Genomic DNA, 16654 nt, shown 5'->3' with positions numbered 1-16654 from the left:
TACATTACTACCTATCAAACGAAGATTTAGGAACAGGTTACAAAACAAGAATGGAGGTCAATGAATGGAAATGACTGATTCTTTATCTATTTTCTCTGATTTATATTTTTCAGCACAACCACTATTTAATTTCTCGAATTCAGTCAATCCAATATTTGGTTATGAATTATTGTTGAGAACGCAAGAAACACAAGCTTTTCCTACTGAATTTTTTGATAGAGTCATTTTATCTAAAACATTGAATGCCCAATTGTTAAAATGGTATTACAGAGAACTCAAAGATATTCTTGAACATACGACAAAAATAATCAGTATAAATATCCATCCTCAACAACTATATTATTTTGAAACGTTCTCTATGCTTGAAAAATTAAAAAAATATCATGAACAATTATTAATCGAAATAACTGAACATGATACAAAGCCCTCCATTTATGGAAATTCCGAGGCAATATTATCGAAATCAATTCAAAAAATTAAAAAAATGAAGTTTAGTACTGCTTTAGACGATATCGATACAGGGATTCATACACTTGAAAACATAATTGGTCTTATGAAGAGTGTCGACGTAATTAAATTTTCCACTTTGTCTTTCAAACATTTATATTCAGAAGAAATTTTATTTTTAATTGACTTTTGGGATGAATTTTCTAAAACTAGAAAAATTAAGTTTATAGTTGAAGGAGTCGACACCCATATGATTCACCAAGAATTGGTGTTGAGAAACATTTTTCTACAACAAGGATATTATTTATCCAAAGAAATTCCAACAATTGATATCGAACCTTAGATTTTTTTGAACAATCTCAACTATAAGTTTGCACTAATGCGAAAAAAGAGTAATAATAAAAATATTCTTTTTTGCGACTTAGACAGAGAAGAAATAATTTACATTATAGCCAACAATCTATATGAAGAATTTTTTCCGTTCCTCACAATGTAACATTTTTCAAGATATCATAGCCGTTATACTTAAAATAAATAATGCTAACGCATGATAGACAAAGTTGATTTAAAAATAAGCTTTTAGTTATCCCCTAAACCTCTTCTCATGCACAAATAATTTTATCAATTGATAAGTTTACATCCCAGTAGTTTAAAAAAAATACAAGAACAACGATACGACTATCCTTTTATATTCATAACAGCCTAAAGACAACCATTTTATTATTGACTTTAGGCTGTTTCGTATGCTTCGTGAACGAAACAAAAAAACGCGAGTTTCTACGCGTGGACGAAATAGCTTTAGCGATAAAATTTTAGCACATACGAGTTAGAATTGTATGGTTCACATAGTCTTCAAACCGAAGTATCGACGCAAAGTGATTTATGGAAAGTCAAAAGTAAGTATTGGTCAGATATTAAGAAAATTGTCTGAGATGAAAGATATTGAAATCATTGATGCTCATGCAATGCCTGTCCATATTCAACTGTTAGTAAGAATACCGCCAAAGATTAGTATTTCTAGTCTTATGGACTATTTAAAAGGACGAATTGCAACCTTAATCCACGAAAAAAATGCTAATTTGAAATATAAGTATGGGAATAAAAGCTTTTGGTCCAAAAGTATGGTTGGGTTAAATCAAAAAAACAATTGAAAATACATTCGATAACAAGAAGCAGATGATCGAATTAGAGATAGTATAAGTAAACTATATCCATATAAATAGTTAAAGAGAGATAGGACTGTGAGCGGTTGATGATCATTTGAAGATCCCCTTTTAATGGGCTACCTTCTAGAGCTGTTAAAAAGCAACCCGTGAAAATGGGTGGCTTTTTACTTTTTCTGGACATAAGCTTCTAAAGCCTGTAAAAACCAAGTTTATCAAGAAATTTTATTACGATCAAAAGCTTTTAAGTTTATGACTCCTTCCACGATTTGTCCTAACCCTCATAAATCTAAATTTTAATTGAACAATGATTTAGTTACGAGTTTGTGAAAATAAAAATAGATAAATACATATCAATTATGATATCTAAAAAGAGTGTCCAGAAATTCGTCATTTTCTGAACACTCTTTTTAGCTTCATTACTTCTATTTTTTATTCTAATTTATTAGATAATATTTTTTTAGAACAAATTATATTGCACTTAAAAAATTAATTATATTGAATTTTTACTGATATATAATTTATTTAACCAAATTAACCTCTTAATTAGTAAGATATAAAAATCCTGCTATCATAATTACCACTAATACCCAAAAATACCACTTTTCATAATTTTTTTTCATACTTTTTCTCCTCTTCTATAACAAGTTGCACTTGTCTCTTTGAATATACTTTAACGCCCCTGTCGGGCACGTATTAACTACTTGAATTGTTTCTGACCCAGAAGAAGCATTGTCACTAACAATCCAAGGCTTCCTTCCAACCTCAAACACGTTAGGATTTCCCCGCACACAATTTCCGACGTGTTGGCAGATACTCGTATTGTAAAAAATATGCACTTTTTCTCCAGTGTACTTACGATACCCTTGATGAATTAACTGCTCTTCACTAACTGTTGCTTTGTTTAGTTCTGACATTAAACTAGCCTCCTATTGAATACTATTTAATAAGTTAAACAATCCTTCAATGGTTGGATTGTTTAATTGAAGTTCTTTACCATCTAAAATCACTTTTGTCACAAGATAATGGTCTGGCAGCATTGGAACTTCAAGAAATTGCCCTTGCAAAAAATCATCTACTGATTGGTATTCTTGGGTAGTTTGACCTTTACTCGTTGGTTGTTGATAAGTAATTTTTAACAATGTTTATCCTCCTTAAGTCATTAATCTGTGTATCCACCAAGATAATTTCTTCAATGTGGCTGTTCTATCATTTATTTCTACATTAAGTACTACGCTTTTTTTTAATCTTACTAATAAGGAAACTTTTTTTAATGTAAAGAATTTTTCTGCGTATTCATAGGAAACTATCCAGATCCCCGAGACTAAAAACCGTCCTAATAATGCAATTGGTGGAAATAAGAATACCCCAGCTATTAAACCACAGTTAATAACCATTGAAATCTTACTTCGTCTATCCCTTTATATCATTTTGGCAACGATCGAATCCGGTCCATTTGCTTTAGCCACCTCTCTGCTTACTAAACCAAATGAATAACTCCACATCGTATAGACAAATGCATATAGTAATTCCGGAAAAAATTGTCCTGGGAATTTGCCCACCCAACTGGTCACAGTGGGACATAACGTTAGCCAAAATAGCCAAAAAATATTTGCCCAAATTACTCGATAAGTAATTTTATCTGCCGCTTGAAACAATCTATGATGAGACACCCATATCACAGAAATAAAAATAAAACTAACTAAATACGCTAGAAATATATGTCTCATTTCATATAGGGCATCTATAGACGGACTCGTTGGAAATTTTATCTCTAAAACTAAAATAGTAATTACAATAGCTACAACACCATCTGTAAATGCTTCTAACCTGTCTTTTGTCATACTCTCCTCCCTATTTTTTGATTTGTGAACATCTCTTGGATTATATTGAGAACTAATTTTGATAATAACTGGAAATTTCTTTAGTAAATATCAAATATCAGACTCTCTAATCATCTTTAGAAAATCAACAGACTGTTTATAGTTCATTTTTTCTTTAATATATAGGCTGACTAAAAAATTGACTGTACTTGATCCGAATAAACTCGAGTAAAATTCTACAATTGAATATTTTAGATTGTATATTTTATTTCTTTTTTTAGCCCCCATTAAAATAAAATTAGTCTCCAAATATCCTTTATCCGTTAAGCGATCAAAGATAACATAAACTGAATTTTTTTTAAAATCAGGATATTTGTGTAAGAACTGTTTCTTGGTTACTGGTTTATTTATCTCATAAAATGCTGATAGCATCTTAAATTCTAAACTTGTTAACTTTTCCATATATCTCCTCTTAAAAAGTTGTTATCTTCATACTATCAATAAAAAGATTTATTTTCATTTTAAAATCAAAAAAAAAAGTTTCAATAATTTAATTTAATATTTTTTTTTGACCAGTTTATGTTTAATAAAATTGGTTTATTATATGGAAGTTATAAACTAAAAAAAGGATGGTTACTTTGAAAAATTTTGATTTTTATTTCAAACATTTTGATGAACATTTCTATACAGATACTTTTTTGTACAAGTATCCTTTTATATATTTAGAATATCAAGCAATTAAACAAAAGATACTTCCTCTTTCTAAATACAACAACCAAGAAAATCCGCTGAATAATTTTTCCTTATTGTTAGATTTAGACGCTAAATTGCAAATACTTTATGAACTAAGCTATCACATCGAAACTCTTTCCCTAAGCGAAAAAGACGTGTTGTCAATGGTAGCAAATGATAGCAAATACTATTACTTAGAGCAGTTCAGAAATGATAAAAGTTCTCCTGTTCCTCATTCACTATTATTTTTAAACTTATTAGAATAAAAGTACTATTGTTAACGTTAGAAAGTTACGTAGATATGAAAATAATAATTTTATCTTCAAGTAATTAATAGTCCATACAATTTTGAAAAAAACTATATTTGGACGTTGCTCGCGATTGGATCACTCTTACATTTCGAGGAATGAAAGATCTTATTTCCAAATGATTAAACCCGACTTGGATTTTCTCCCCATTGGTAATTATCGGTGTTCTTATACTAGTAGGATTATCAATGAGCAAGGTTATTAATTGACTTATAGTTAAATTTTCAATATTTGAGTCATACTCTTTGTAAAATTTAGAATTCTTACTGATAATATCATCAAAACCATTTGAGGTCATGCTTAGAATCTCTTTGACTTCCCTTTCTGTCATGGGGTTATCTTTTGTTATTTTTCTTTCTTTAAATAGTAATTTTTCCTCCTCCATCCAAGATATTGCTTGTCGACAAGACTTTATACTCGTTCTGGTATAAACGATAATCATTAGCATTCCTCTTTCTATATACAGTACTAAACTAAACTAATAATTTTTTAGCAAGTCAAATTCAAATAAAGAATACCAAGTAGAATTGTTTCTACTTGGTATTTTTGTTACATCTTTTTTATCGTTTATAATGTCATAATCTTTTTCTATGAACTTTTCTTGTTGTATAGATCACACAAATAATAAGCAATATACCTAAGAATGACAACAATGATCCGGTGAATGTTTTTTCACCTGTTCTTGGTAGTTCTTTACTCTTTTTATTTTGATTGTCACCATCAGAAGTAATTTTTTCGTCAATATATTTTTCATACACATACACTACTTCTTGTGCTTCTTCACTAAACGTCCCGCTTGCATTGCCTGGTGTTTCTACCACATACCAGCCGGTGATCTCTTTGGCTTCACTTGCATAAGGTAACCCGATTTTGCCGCTTAATACCGTTGGATCGGACAACTGATTCCCTTCGGAATCTTCGTAGCGTACCGTCACATCAGCTGCATCACTGCGTTCATACACATACACCACTTCTTGTGCTTCTTCACTAAACGTCCCGCTTGCATTGCCTGGTGTTTCTACCACATACCAGCCGGTGATCTCTTTGGCTTCACTTGCATAAGGTAACCCGATTTTGCCGCTTAATACCGTTGGATCGGACAACTGATTCCCTTCGGAATCTTCGTAGCGTACCGTCACATCAGCTGCGTCACTGCGTTCATACACATACACTACTTCTTGTGCTTCTTCACTAAACGTCCCGCTTGCATTGCTTGGTGTTTCTACCACATACCAGCCGGCGATTTCTTTGGCTTCACTTGCATAGGGTAACCCGATTTTGCCGCTTAATACCGTTGGATCGGACAACTGATTCCCTTCGGAATCTTCGTAGCGTACCGTCACATCAGCTGCGTCACTGCGTTCATACACATACACCACTTCTTGTGCTTCTTCACTAAACGTCCCGCTTGCATTGCTTGGTGTTTCTACCACATACCAGCCGGCGATTTCTTTGGCTTCACTTGCATAGGGTAACCCGATTTTGCCGCTTAATACCGTTGGATCGGACAACTGATTCCCTTCGGAATCTTCGTAGCGTACCGTCACATCAGCTGCGTCACTGCGTTCATACACATACACTACTTCTTGTGCTTCTTCACTAAACGTCCCGCTTGCATTGCTTGGTGTTTCTACCACATACCAGCCGGCGATTTCTTTGGCTTCACTTGCATAGGGTAACCCGATTTTGCCGCTTAATACCGTTGGATCGGACAACTGATTCCCTTCGGAATCTTCGTAGCGTACCGTCACATCAGCTGCGTCACTGCGTTCATACACATACACTACTTCTTGTGCTTCTTCACTAAACGTCCCGCTTGCATTGCTTGGTGTTTCTACCACATACCAGCCGGCGATTTCTTTGGCTTCACTTGCATAGGGTAACCCGATTTTGCCGCTTAATACCGTTGGATCGGACAACTGATTCCCTTCGGAATCTTCGTAGCGTACCGTCACATCAGCTGCGTCACTGCGTTCATACACATACACCACTTCTTGTGCTTCTTCACTAAACGTCCCGCTTGCATTGCTTGGTGTTTCTACCACATACCAGCCGGCGATTTCTTTGGCTTCACTTGCATAGGGTAACCCGATTTTGCCGCTTAATACCGTTGGATCGGACAACTGATTCCCTTCGGAATCTTCGTAGCGTACCGTCACATCAGCTGCGTCACTGCGTTCATACACATACACTACTTCTTGTGCTTCTTCACTAAACGTCCCGCTTGCATTGCTTGGTGTTTCTACCACATACCAGCCGGCGATTTCTTTGGCTTCACTTGCATAGGGTAACCCGATTTTGCCGCTTAATACCGTTGGATCGGACAACTGATTCCCTTCGGAATCTTCGTAGCGTACCGTCACATCAGCTGCGTCACTGCGTTCATACACATACACTACTTCTTGTGCTTCTTCACTAAACGTCCCGCTTGCATTGCTTGGTGTTTCTACCACATACCAGCCGGCGATTTCTTTGGCTTCACTTGCATAGGGTAACCCGATTTTGCCGCTTAATACCGTTGGATCGGACAACTGATTCCCTTCGGAATCTTCGTAGCGTACCGTCACATCAGCTGCGTCACTGCGTTCATACAAATACACCACTTCTTGTGCTTCTTCACTAAACGTCCCGCTTGCATTGCTTGGTGTTTCTACCACATACCAGCCAGCGATTTCTTTGGCTTCACTTGCATAGGGTAACCCGATTTTGCCGCTTAATACCGTTGGATCGGACAACTGATTCCCTTCGGAATCTTCGTAGCGTACCGTCACATCAGCTGCGTCACTGCGTTCATACACATACACTACTTCTTGTGCTTCTTCACTAAACGTCCCGCTTGCATTGCTTGGTGTTTCTACCACATACCAGCCGGCGATTTCTTTGGCTTCACTTGCATAGGGTAACCCGATTTTGCCGCTTAATACCGTTGGATCGGACAACTGATTCCCTTCGGAATCTTCGTAGCGTACCGTCACATCAGCTGCGTCACTGCGTTCATACACATACACTACTTCTTGTGCTTCTTCACTAAACGTCCCGCTTGCATTGCTTGGTGTTTCTACCACATACCAGCCGGCGATTTCTTTGGCTTCACTTGCATAGGGTAACCCGATTTTGCCGCTTAATACCGTTGGATCGGACAACTGATTCCCTTCGGAATCTTCGTAGCGTACCGTCACATCAGCTGCGTCACTACGTTCATATACATACACCACTTCTTGTGCTTCTTCGGTAAATGTTCCATACTCTTCGCCAACTACTGAAACCAATTGCCAACCATCAATAGTTCTACTTTCGGTTTTATATTCTGCTCCTAATTCACCATAGATCACTGAATTATCTACAAGCTTATTTCCTAAAGTATCTTGATACTTTATTGTAACTGTTGGTCTATTAATAACAGTTATTGTTGCAATTGCAGAGTATGTCCCTTCATTAGCTTCTGATCTATTGGGAACTCCTCTAGAGTAAACTACCTCATACTCTCCTGGTAACTCTGTATTTACTGTTCCTTCTAATCTAATTTCACTGTAATCTACGATATTGCCATTATAATCTAATGCATAATCAAAGTTATCTTCTGAATTCCACGTATCTCCAACATAAAGGGTTGAGTCATGAACTTTAATATACGATTGATCAATATCTTGCTTATAAATATAAGTTACAACCATACCATCTTTATCTAAAACACCAGATTGCTCTCCTTTAATTTCAGAAAAGTTGTATCCGCTAATTTCTTTTTCACTGGTAGAGTAACTTGACCCGTGATGTCCAATAATTCTTTCTGAATCTGCAATCATATTCCCATTCGAATCAACATAATTTACTGTTAGCACATGGTCATACTTCAATGTCTCAGTCAGCGTATAATTCACATTGGTCGGTGTTGTTATTGTCGATATAAATTGTTGGTCCTCATTCTCAAAAATAGGATAATTAAAGTAAAACTCAATTGCTACATCATATAGAGCCTTCCAGTAATCAGTACTCGGTATGTTAATACTCAATGTATTTGTTGTAGAGTCGATTGAATACGTATAATTACTTTCAGAAACTATTAATTCGCTATTTGAGCTATTCCCTTCCTGATAATACGTTTCTCCAGTGAATGCTTTAGTTGCTGAAGCAGCAATAGACAAGCTTTCCATACTTGTAACAGAAGAATTATCAGGAAATTTTATAGTATAAGTAGTTCCTGCTGGAGATTTTTTTGTGTTACCAGGGTAAGTTCCGTGAAGCGTATATCTCGTTCTCTCACTACTGAAACCATACAAATGTGAACTTGCTGTGGTATTATTTGTCAGATCATTTGTATAAGATTGATGAACTCCTCGACTGTTCGCATAATAGGCGTACCACGTATATCCTGACTTATTTTGAAGCGAGCTTGCATATGCTGCAACACTAGTATTTAAAAACAATGTTAAACATAAAATAATTTTAATAATTTTTTTCATTTTAAATCCTCCTATTTCACAAAAATAGATACCCCTGAAAACTTATAACAAGCTATTTTTATCCATATCTAGTAAAATAATCTCACAAACAAAAAGAATGTGAAATTTCATTTTTTAAAAAAAAAATGCTTTTTTGGAATTAGCATTCGTAAAATTTTTTAAGGAGACTAAAATGCTATCAAATTTACTTAGCACTAGTAGCAAAAAAAAAGTTAACCTCATTGAGTACCTATCCGAAGTTAGCGTAGCCTCTAAATCTGATATCACAAATTTTTTGGGTATTGATCTCCCTAGTTTAATAAGAATAGTTAACGATATTAATGATTCTTCAAATGCTATAAATATACTCCAAGAAAAAAAAGAGCTAAAATTAACTTTCAATCCAGCGCATAATATCACCAGTGTATACGCTGAGATCCTAAAAAATGATTATGCGTTTATCATTTTAGAAACATTATTTCATAAAAATTTTTCAAGCTATGAAGCGTTAGCAGAAGAAGTTTTTATTAGTAGGTCTTCTTTAATTAGAAGCATTAAAAAAATAAATGAAATCTTAGCTCCATACGATATTGGTATTAAAAGCAACCCCTTACGTATTGTTGGTTCTGAAACAAGTATTGTACAATTCTTTTCAATATTTTTTTTAGAAAAATACAATAGTTCCTTATTTCCAATGGAAGAGCAGTTTTATTTTCATGTCAAAACTTTGCTAACTAATTTCGAAAAATTATCTTTTAAAAAACTTCATTTCTCAGATATAAAAAGATTTAGTACAGCTATATACGTTCGTTACATAAGAGAGAGAAATCAGATCCACTTAACTAATAACAATAATTTTCCGAAAAAGCTTCGTGCTACATCTTCCATTTCGAAGAATAGCCATTTCGGCCATAATTTCGATTTTACAGAAAATTTCGATAAAATACTTAGTCAATATAATCTCTTGGAAAAGTATGAAACCTTCCAACATAGCAAAGAAAATCAATATTTAATAGATTTATTTAACAATTTTTTTGAGTTCTTTAAATTAGACAAAAAACTATTAGATTCTAAGTTAGAAGAGATATCATTCAATTTTTCAGTCGGAAAAAATTTAAAAGTACCTTATTTCATATTGAACAATAAATTTAAAAGATTTAGAGATAAGTCAAACAATACATTTGAAGTTATAGCTGGTAAACTTAAAGAGCTTTACTTCGAATCGCAGATTTCAAATAAAAGTGAAGACGAGAGTAATTATATTTACTATTTACTCTGTACTTTTTTTCCAAATATAGATTTATGCATAGTTAATCAACTCGATAATCTAGGAATATTACTGTTGTTAGACACTGACTTGCAACATTCCAATTACTTGAAGCTTAAAATTCTAAGTATGTCGCGGTTTAATTTGGCTATAGAAGAATTCACATCTTCCGATTTTTTCACTGAGCCAAATTTAAAGTTTACTCCTGATGTCATCATCAGCAATATGCCAAAGGATATTACACAAACATTAACGCAACACACTAATTCATGCTATTTATGTATAGATGTTAGTTTGAATTTAGAGGAAGTTTCTCTGATAAATATTACCGTAGATCAAATTATATCCCAAAAAATTAAAAATACATTTCAATTGTAAATTTCCCGTTAATCTTATGCCTTGTATATCTTAGGTGGAAGTTTAAAACTAGGATAATAAAATCATAATCATCTAGTTAATCATATGCAATAGTATTTAAAATCCATAGGTAAAAATAGAAAATATTTTTGCCTATGGATTTTAAATTAGCTTCTGTAATAGACCATAGTTCATATTCTTTTGCCAAAGGGCTGATTTTGCATAATATAATTAGACTTGGTTCTTATTTTTATATCTAACTGAGTTACTGAAGGAGCTATGAAATGATAAATAATAAAAGGATCAAAAACTTTTAAGTTTCTGACCCCATCCAATATTTGTCTGAATACTCATAAATCTAAATTTTAATTGAACAATGATTTAGTTACGAGTTTATGAACACACAAACAGAGCAATACTTATTAATTTCGGCATCTAAAAAGAGTGTCCAGAAAATCGTCATTTTCTGAACACTCTCTACATTAGATAGTTGGTGGAGCCATTCTCGCGCTTCTTTGAACTTGGTAATTTTTATAATTGATCTAGATTGTCTATAGAAATATATTCTTGGAAATACAAAAATTCTGCTTTGTATGAATCTTTTTGTTTTTTTGAAAGTTTTTCGTACTCTTCAATATTTAACTTAGAACGCCAATAATCTTCAATCGCTGAATTTAGCTTCTCTTTTCCCTTAGCTTTCTTGACAAGGCAGTACTGATCATAGCTAAAGACCCATAAATCTTTTCTTTCTAACATTTCACTATCAATTGAAAATATGACATTTTTAGGCTTTTGATTCTTATTTATTTCCATTTGCTCTTCTCTAAAAAAATAAATGGCTTCCGTAGTTTTGAGTTCTCTATCCTCATCAACCTTATTTCTAAGTTTGTAATTTGTTCTATTCAAGTATTTCTTACGTACATTTCGTAATCCACTCTTTTTTATTTGTTTTGGTCTATTGGTAGTGTGGTATATAAGCATTTTTCCTCCCAAATACAGATGATAAAAAAGTCATCCATTAACTTTTACTTATTTTAAAGATTTTTTTATTTTAATAGTTATTATTGTTAATAGTATTGCTATACAACCTATTAATATAGACACACTCACTCTCTGGTATTTTTGAGTTTGCATTGTGTCGAGATTGTGATTATCATTTGCTTCACTAGGAATATCAAAAGACTCCTGAAATGTCCATTCATTGTTTTCATTATGCTTTACAGTAATTAACATATTGTATTTTCCATAATCAATAGAAGAAGTTGTTTCGATAGGATATGAGAATATCGTCTCAGGTGTTACATCAATTACTCGCTCTTGAGTCAATATAGTTTCTCCACTCTCATTAACTATTTCAGCTGAGATAGTAACAGATTTCATAAGATTAGGACCTTGATTGTCCAATGTTACATAAAAGGTAGAGGTATCCGAATCATCTTTTTCTATTGTTAATGAGCTAAACGTCAGAATTGGATTTGGTCTTACATCAATATTTCCTCTCACAATGAAAGGTATATTATATGATATTAAACTTGATACTGTTGATTCTTCATCGGTATCAATAATTTGCGAAATGTATATCCCAGCCATCAATATGCCATCAAAGTCCTCATCTGGAAAAAGGAGCTTACCCTCAATGATTTTACTGCTATTCGCCTCCAAAGTAACTTCTTCTTCAAGCTTGATCATTTCTGTCAATTTATATTTAGCATCTTCGCTTTCAGGAGAGCTATCAGAATAATCTATTATTCCATTATTATTGGTTCTTGCTTTATTTACACTTATAGTGTAAGACTGTTCTTCGTCAGTGTTATTTGTAATTTTCACTGCAAATTCTTCATCAAATGAAGGTGTCCATACAATATCATAAAAATTATTCACACCTTGTGATTGATGTTCTGAATAAATCGGGGCAACTGAAAAAGTAGCTATATTTTCTTCAGAAAACACGTGTATACTAGTTATTAAGTTACAGAAAACTACGAGTACTGCTACCAACATTTTTTTCAAAAGGCTTCCCCTCCTTATTGGGAAAATTCGGATTTTATATTTTAAATAGTCAACTATTCAAAAATCTCGCTTGTTTGACTCGAACTGAAAGTCCACTCAATTATAGAGGTATATGTCTTAGCTTCGGAAATACCTCTATATTCAAGTGAAATATTAAGTGTATCTGAATTTTCTCCAATACTATTCGAGTCTGTCAAAACAACAATATTTGATACATCAGATAGTTCAACATCATTTATCTTCAAAATTCTAGTTGGATCTGTGTCTAGTAGTTTGGCTGTTATTTCATAGCCGTCAACTGTTCCTGAATAGTCTGTAACTACATAATCTATATCTTTTGATCCAATATCAATATGTGAGCTCAAAATTTGTGATTCAAATATTACTGCATTTTCAATAGAGAATGAAATGTCCCCTCCAATTACTTGTGCACTCATCGTGTTTTTTTCTCTCAAATTATCGTCTGCAGAAATTGTTTCAACACTCAGAGAAAATGACATAAAAATACTAACTAAAAAAGTTATGAAATATGTTTTCCTCATTTTACATTTCCTCCACATCTATAGCTTAGTTTCGTTAAAGTATTGTTTATCAAGTGATCTTATTCTTCCATATCATCTGTATTCGGTGATAAAGTCCAAATTAAAATAGCGTAATCATCTCTAAGCGAAGATACCGAGGAATAATCAATGAATAAGCCTTCTTTATTTGTCCAACTTTGGTTAATTACTTTCGTACCTGAGCTTTCAGACTTAGCGATAATATTAGAATCCGAAAGTTTCGAACTACCATTCATTATAAAATTTGAAAAACCAGAACTACTTTCTTCAATAGTGACTGACAAAGTCCATCCGCTAGAGTTCTCTCTGTCATCTACAACCACAATATTCTCCCCTTCATAAGGTAAAGAGCTATCTTCCGAACCCAGTTGATAGGAACCAAAATTTAATGTCTCTGGCACATGAATGCTTAAATATCCTATAACCGTAACTGTAATTGTTGTGGAAGAGCTTGCGTACGTATAAGTGATTGGATATTTCCCCGCCTTTGAAGTGTCTACTTGGCCTGCCACAGAAACCATGTCAAATGAAACGTTCTCTCCAAACTTATCTGTTGCAGACACAAAATTATCTTCGGGATTCCAATCATCTCCTATATCCAAAAAAGAATCTTCCGCAACAATACTTTCGTAGTTAGGCTTTGGTTGCCAAACATAAGTGTCCGCCATCGATGATCCATCGAAACTTGAAAGTAGTTCTGTTGAAGATAAAATATGCTCGCCCGATGGCGCATCGACAGTTCCCCCTCCAACATTTTGCCATTTTCCTGTGTAGATATCTGTTTCAGAAATTGATGCCAGTCCTCCGAGTCCTTGTGTGAAAAGAATGTCTTTGCCCAGTGTCAAAGCTTGTATTTTTGTAGATCCACTAAACATTCTAGAGATATCAGTTGATGAGTTTAGTACCCAGTTACTTAAGTCCAAGCTAGTAAGACTTGTCATATTACTAAACACATAAGTACCATTTTCTAGACTAGAAGTTTTCCATGTCGATACATCTAAGCGCGTCATTTTAGACGTGTTACGAAATATCTGCGCCATATTAACAACATTTGAAACGTCCCAATTGCTTAAATCTAACGCAACTAAATTTATTGCGCTATCAAACATCAAACTCATATCTGTCACATTGCTCGTATCGAAACCTGAAACATTTAAAGAACTCCCAGAATATCCATAAAACATAGCACGCATACTTGTTACATTACTCGTATTAAATCCCAAAACGTTTGGCACGAGACCCTTGTAATTCGCAAACATATAAGTCATATCTGTTACATTGCTTGTATCATAATATTCAAATAATACATGTCCCGTAGTGGTCAGTGTAGCATTATAGTACATATAACTCATATCTGTAACATTACTAGTATTTATACTAGTAATATCTGCACCTGGCATAAATGTTATTGTTGAATTTTGGAAAAGTGCTCTCATACTTGTCACTTCTCCTGTATCCAACCTATTCAAATATAAGTTTGCAACAACACCTTGAAAACCTTCGGTTAAATCTGTAACCTTACTAAGGTCCCAATATTGTAGATTAATGCTAGTTGCTTTAGAACTAGAAAAAATTTTGTTCATGTTTGTAACATTACCTGTATCCCAATTACCAATTTCCAGTGAGGTAAATCCCGAATTAAAAAACATCGCGTTCATACTAGTTACATTGCTTGTATTCCAATTACTCATTCCTTCAGAACCAGAAACAAGTTTGCTGGTCGAAGCAAACATCCAGCCCATGTCAGTTACAGCACTAGTATCAAGCTTTTCTAGATTGCTTATTGATGTTAAATTTAAAAGGCCATTAAACAAATAACTTGAATTTTCATTTGCTTTAACTTCTTCTTCAAAAATTATTTTATCGATATAATTTCTCCAGTTATACCAAGGAGATCTTGATTCTTCATTACTCGCAAACTCACCACCATAAATATGCAAAACATTATCACTATCAATAGTAAAATAACTTGTTCCAAAGGTACCAAAATAAACGACATCTTCTTCCTCAACTTTTTGACTAGCGTTTTCATCAACTTTTGCTTGAATCTGATCATTTGCGTCCGTCTCGAGTTCTTCTATCGAATTATTTTCACTTTGTTGTCCTCCTTCCAAACTGTCATTAAAATCACTTTCAGTAGTAGGAGGCAAGTCTTCGGTTACTTCATAATCTGACTCTATTGTTTGGCTGATTTCTGTTTGATTTACACTCGAAAATTCATTTTCATCTACATCACTTGGTCCTACATCAGATTTACTGTCTTCTGATAAATCATCTAAATCTAGCGCCCAAACAGAACTTAGAGGCATACTATTTATTATCATTATCAGGATTAAAATCATTGATAAAATTCTTTTCATGTCACACTTCCTTTTTTTACAATAAACTCTCGATTACTTCTTTAGCTTTTATACTGCCCTTTGTTGTAAATAATTCATGAATCCTCATGTTTTGCCATGTTTTAACAAATCCTTTTAAGTAAATATTAATATTTCATAGATTATCCTAGTTAAAGTAGGTGTATGAAAAAAACATGATCAAGTTTTTTTGTTTCTTCTTCGCAGTGTAAATAAAAAGATGAAGGCAAGCAGTAAAAGTCCACATAGCAAAAGCGGAACATAATTAAATAAAGAGTATTGAACATTATCATATGAAGTCTTATTCAATTCCGTTGCTTCTTTTGCCGTTATTTCAAAGTCTTCAGAGAACTCCCATTCATAACCTTGAATATCTGCCAGTTTAATTTTATATGTATACATTCCAACATCAAATTGATCATTCCACTCTGACATAAGATTAAATTTTGAATTTGGGGCAATTGATAGTTGTTCCCTTGTTTGTTCAAGAACTAGAGTATTGTTTTCATTTTTGATAATTGAAATTTCCGCAGTAACTCTATTAATTAACGTAGGAGTTGTATTCCTAAGTTCGATTTTTACGTTATTCCGGTAATTCTCTTGGGATAAAGTCACACCTCCCGATTCAAGATTCGGTTCCACTTTTTCATCAAATTCTGATAATTGGATAGCTAAGGTTCTTGTTACAAGATTGCTAATCCCTTCATTATTTTCCTCTACAACTGGTTCCACAGTAATACCACCTAACAAAATCCCCTCAAATGGTTCTTCTGGCACAGTTAACTCGAAGAAAACTTCTTTTTGTGTATTGGCACCTACTTCTACTTGAGGTGTGTTCAAACTAATAAGATCTTTTAAGGAAAATAGCATGGATTCATCTTTTTCAAAATTTGTCATTGAATAGTCCACAATCCCATTCTGATTCGTTGTAGCTGTATTGATAAACAGATTATACTTTTGAGAGTTAGCAGAATTGTTTTTAATGGTAATTGCTATTGTCTGACTTTCGTTCGGTGTCACAAGCAAATCAAAATAGCTCTCAACATCTTCCCTTTGATTTGAAGGTAAAATTGGAGATATTGAAAAATCATTGCTATCTGCTATTGCTGTTGATGTTCCTAAAAAAACAAAGCTTATAATTGTGCAAATAAAAAAAATCCCTCTTTTAATCAATTTGTTTATAGTCCTCCT

General features: G+C 33.5%; 14 protein-coding genes and 1 pseudogene. 4 read left to right on the top strand and 11 right to left on the bottom strand.

Features of this window, described 5'->3' with window-relative positions:
• Nucleotides 1-64: 64 nt before the first annotated feature.
• Together IGI88_RS11305 and tnpA are read left to right on the top strand one after the other, a co-directional pair.
• On the top strand, nucleotides 65-790 hold the full coding sequence (locus IGI88_RS11305) for an EAL domain-containing protein (protein ID WP_429960523.1): 726 nt from the start codon (nucleotides 65-67) through the stop codon (nucleotides 788-790).
• 493 nt (nucleotides 791-1283) lie between these two features.
• Complete coding sequence (tnpA, locus tag IGI88_RS11300) at nucleotides 1284-1598, top strand: IS200/IS605 family transposase (protein ID WP_429960522.1); 315 nt, start codon at nucleotides 1284-1286, stop codon at nucleotides 1596-1598.
• 650 nt (nucleotides 1599-2248) lie between these two features.
• On the opposite strand, the gene IGI88_RS11295 is transcribed toward tnpA, so the two are convergent.
• The 4 genes and pseudogenes from IGI88_RS11295 to IGI88_RS11280 form a co-directional block, all read right to left on the bottom strand.
• The gene (locus IGI88_RS11295) at nucleotides 2249-2527 is read right to left on the bottom strand and encodes a (4Fe-4S)-binding protein (RefSeq protein ID WP_429960521.1); all 279 of its coding nucleotides are present in this window, start codon (nucleotides 2525-2527) and stop codon (nucleotides 2249-2251) included.
• Between the two features lie 12 nt (nucleotides 2528-2539).
• Nucleotides 2540-2752, bottom strand: a complete 213-nt coding sequence (locus IGI88_RS11290) for a hypothetical protein (protein WP_429960520.1) — start codon at nucleotides 2750-2752, stop codon at nucleotides 2540-2542.
• A gap of 135 nt (nucleotides 2753-2887) precedes the next feature.
• Nucleotides 2888-3454, bottom strand: a pseudogene (locus IGI88_RS11285) (TMEM175 family protein); the annotation flags it as partial.
• Between the two features lie 90 nt (nucleotides 3455-3544).
• Entirely contained in the window at nucleotides 3545-3895 is a 351-nt protein-coding gene (locus IGI88_RS11280) for a hypothetical protein (protein ID WP_429960519.1), read from the bottom strand.
• Between the two features lie 176 nt (nucleotides 3896-4071).
• Here IGI88_RS11280 and IGI88_RS11275 point away from each other — a divergent pair, with 176 nt between their 5' ends.
• Nucleotides 4072-4431: a DUF7006 family protein gene (locus IGI88_RS11275; protein WP_429960518.1), complete on the top strand. Its 360-nt coding sequence runs from the start codon at nucleotides 4072-4074 to the stop codon at nucleotides 4429-4431.
• 64 nt (nucleotides 4432-4495) lie between these two features.
• Here IGI88_RS11275 and spx read toward each other — a convergent pair whose 3' ends face one another.
• Both spx and IGI88_RS11265 read right to left on the bottom strand, forming a co-directional pair.
• Nucleotides 4496-4915 (bottom strand): transcriptional regulator Spx, encoded by a 420-nt coding sequence (spx, locus tag IGI88_RS11270; protein WP_429960517.1) that lies wholly within the window; start codon nucleotides 4913-4915, stop codon nucleotides 4496-4498.
• A 133-nt stretch (nucleotides 4916-5048) separates the two neighbouring features.
• Complete coding sequence (locus IGI88_RS11265) at nucleotides 5049-8933, bottom strand: MucBP domain-containing protein (protein WP_429960516.1); 3885 nt, start codon at nucleotides 8931-8933, stop codon at nucleotides 5049-5051.
• A 172-nt stretch (nucleotides 8934-9105) separates the two neighbouring features.
• Between IGI88_RS11265 and IGI88_RS11260 the strand changes: the two genes are divergently transcribed.
• A complete protein-coding gene (locus tag IGI88_RS11260) occupies nucleotides 9106-10557 on the top strand; it encodes a helix-turn-helix domain-containing protein (RefSeq protein ID WP_429960515.1) in 1452 nt (483 codons plus the stop codon).
• A gap of 510 nt (nucleotides 10558-11067) precedes the next feature.
• Here IGI88_RS11260 and IGI88_RS11255 read toward each other — a convergent pair.
• The 5 genes from IGI88_RS11255 to IGI88_RS11235 form a co-directional block, all read right to left on the bottom strand.
• Nucleotides 11068-11517 (bottom strand): hypothetical protein, encoded by a 450-nt coding sequence (locus IGI88_RS11255; RefSeq protein WP_429960514.1) that lies wholly within the window; start codon nucleotides 11515-11517, stop codon nucleotides 11068-11070.
• 48 nt (nucleotides 11518-11565) lie between these two features.
• Entirely contained in the window at nucleotides 11566-12537 is a 972-nt protein-coding gene (locus IGI88_RS11250; RefSeq protein WP_429960850.1) for a WxL protein peptidoglycan domain-containing protein, read from the bottom strand.
• Nucleotides 12538-12599: 62 nt separating this feature from the next.
• Entirely contained in the window at nucleotides 12600-13088 is a 489-nt protein-coding gene (locus IGI88_RS11245) for a hypothetical protein (protein ID WP_429960513.1), read from the bottom strand.
• A 59-nt stretch (nucleotides 13089-13147) separates the two neighbouring features.
• Entirely contained in the window at nucleotides 13148-15466 is a 2319-nt protein-coding gene (locus IGI88_RS11240; protein ID WP_429960512.1) for a BspA family leucine-rich repeat surface protein, read from the bottom strand.
• A 177-nt stretch (nucleotides 15467-15643) separates the two neighbouring features.
• Nucleotides 15644-16636: a DUF916 and DUF3324 domain-containing protein gene (locus IGI88_RS11235; RefSeq protein WP_429960511.1), complete on the bottom strand. Its 993-nt coding sequence runs from the start codon at nucleotides 16634-16636 to the stop codon at nucleotides 15644-15646.
• Nucleotides 16637-16654 lie beyond the last annotated feature (18 nt).

It is taken from the genome of Enterococcus sp. AZ179 (assembly GCF_050498885.1).
In the GTDB taxonomy this organism is placed as follows: domain Bacteria; phylum Bacillota; class Bacilli; order Lactobacillales; family Enterococcaceae; genus Enterococcus_D; species Enterococcus_D entomosocium.
The sequence above is the reverse complement of the archived record's forward strand: the minus strand, read 5'-3'. Positions and strand labels throughout refer to the sequence as shown.

Excerpts from the sequence above, each read along its gene's own strand:
- tnpA (WP_429960522.1), top strand. The coding sequence starts at position 1,284 with ATGGTTCACATAGTCTTCAAACCGAAGTATCGACGCAAAGTGATTTAT.
- IGI88_RS11250 (WP_429960850.1), bottom strand. The coding sequence starts at position 12,537 with ATGTTGGTAGCAGTACTCGTAGTTTTCTGTAACTTAATAACTAGTATA.
- IGI88_RS11240 (WP_429960512.1), bottom strand. The coding sequence starts at position 15,466 with ATGAAAAGAATTTTATCAATGATTTTAATCCTGATAATGATAATAAAT.
- IGI88_RS11305 (WP_429960523.1), top strand. The coding sequence starts at position 65 with ATGGAAATGACTGATTCTTTATCTATTTTCTCTGATTTATATTTTTCA.
- IGI88_RS11265 (WP_429960516.1), bottom strand. The coding sequence starts at position 8,933 with ATGAAAAAAATTATTAAAATTATTTTATGTTTAACATTGTTTTTAAAT.
- IGI88_RS11260 (WP_429960515.1), top strand. The coding sequence starts at position 9,106 with ATGCTATCAAATTTACTTAGCACTAGTAGCAAAAAAAAAGTTAACCTC.
- spx (WP_429960517.1), bottom strand. The coding sequence starts at position 4,915 with ATGATTATCGTTTATACCAGAACGAGTATAAAGTCTTGTCGACAAGCA.
- IGI88_RS11280 (WP_429960519.1), bottom strand. The coding sequence starts at position 3,895 with ATGGAAAAGTTAACAAGTTTAGAATTTAAGATGCTATCAGCATTTTAT.
- IGI88_RS11245 (WP_429960513.1), bottom strand. The coding sequence starts at position 13,088 with ATGAGGAAAACATATTTCATAACTTTTTTAGTTAGTATTTTTATGTCA.
- IGI88_RS11295 (WP_429960521.1), bottom strand. The coding sequence starts at position 2,527 with ATGTCAGAACTAAACAAAGCAACAGTTAGTGAAGAGCAGTTAATTCAT.
- IGI88_RS11255 (WP_429960514.1), bottom strand. The coding sequence starts at position 11,517 with ATGCTTATATACCACACTACCAATAGACCAAAACAAATAAAAAAGAGT.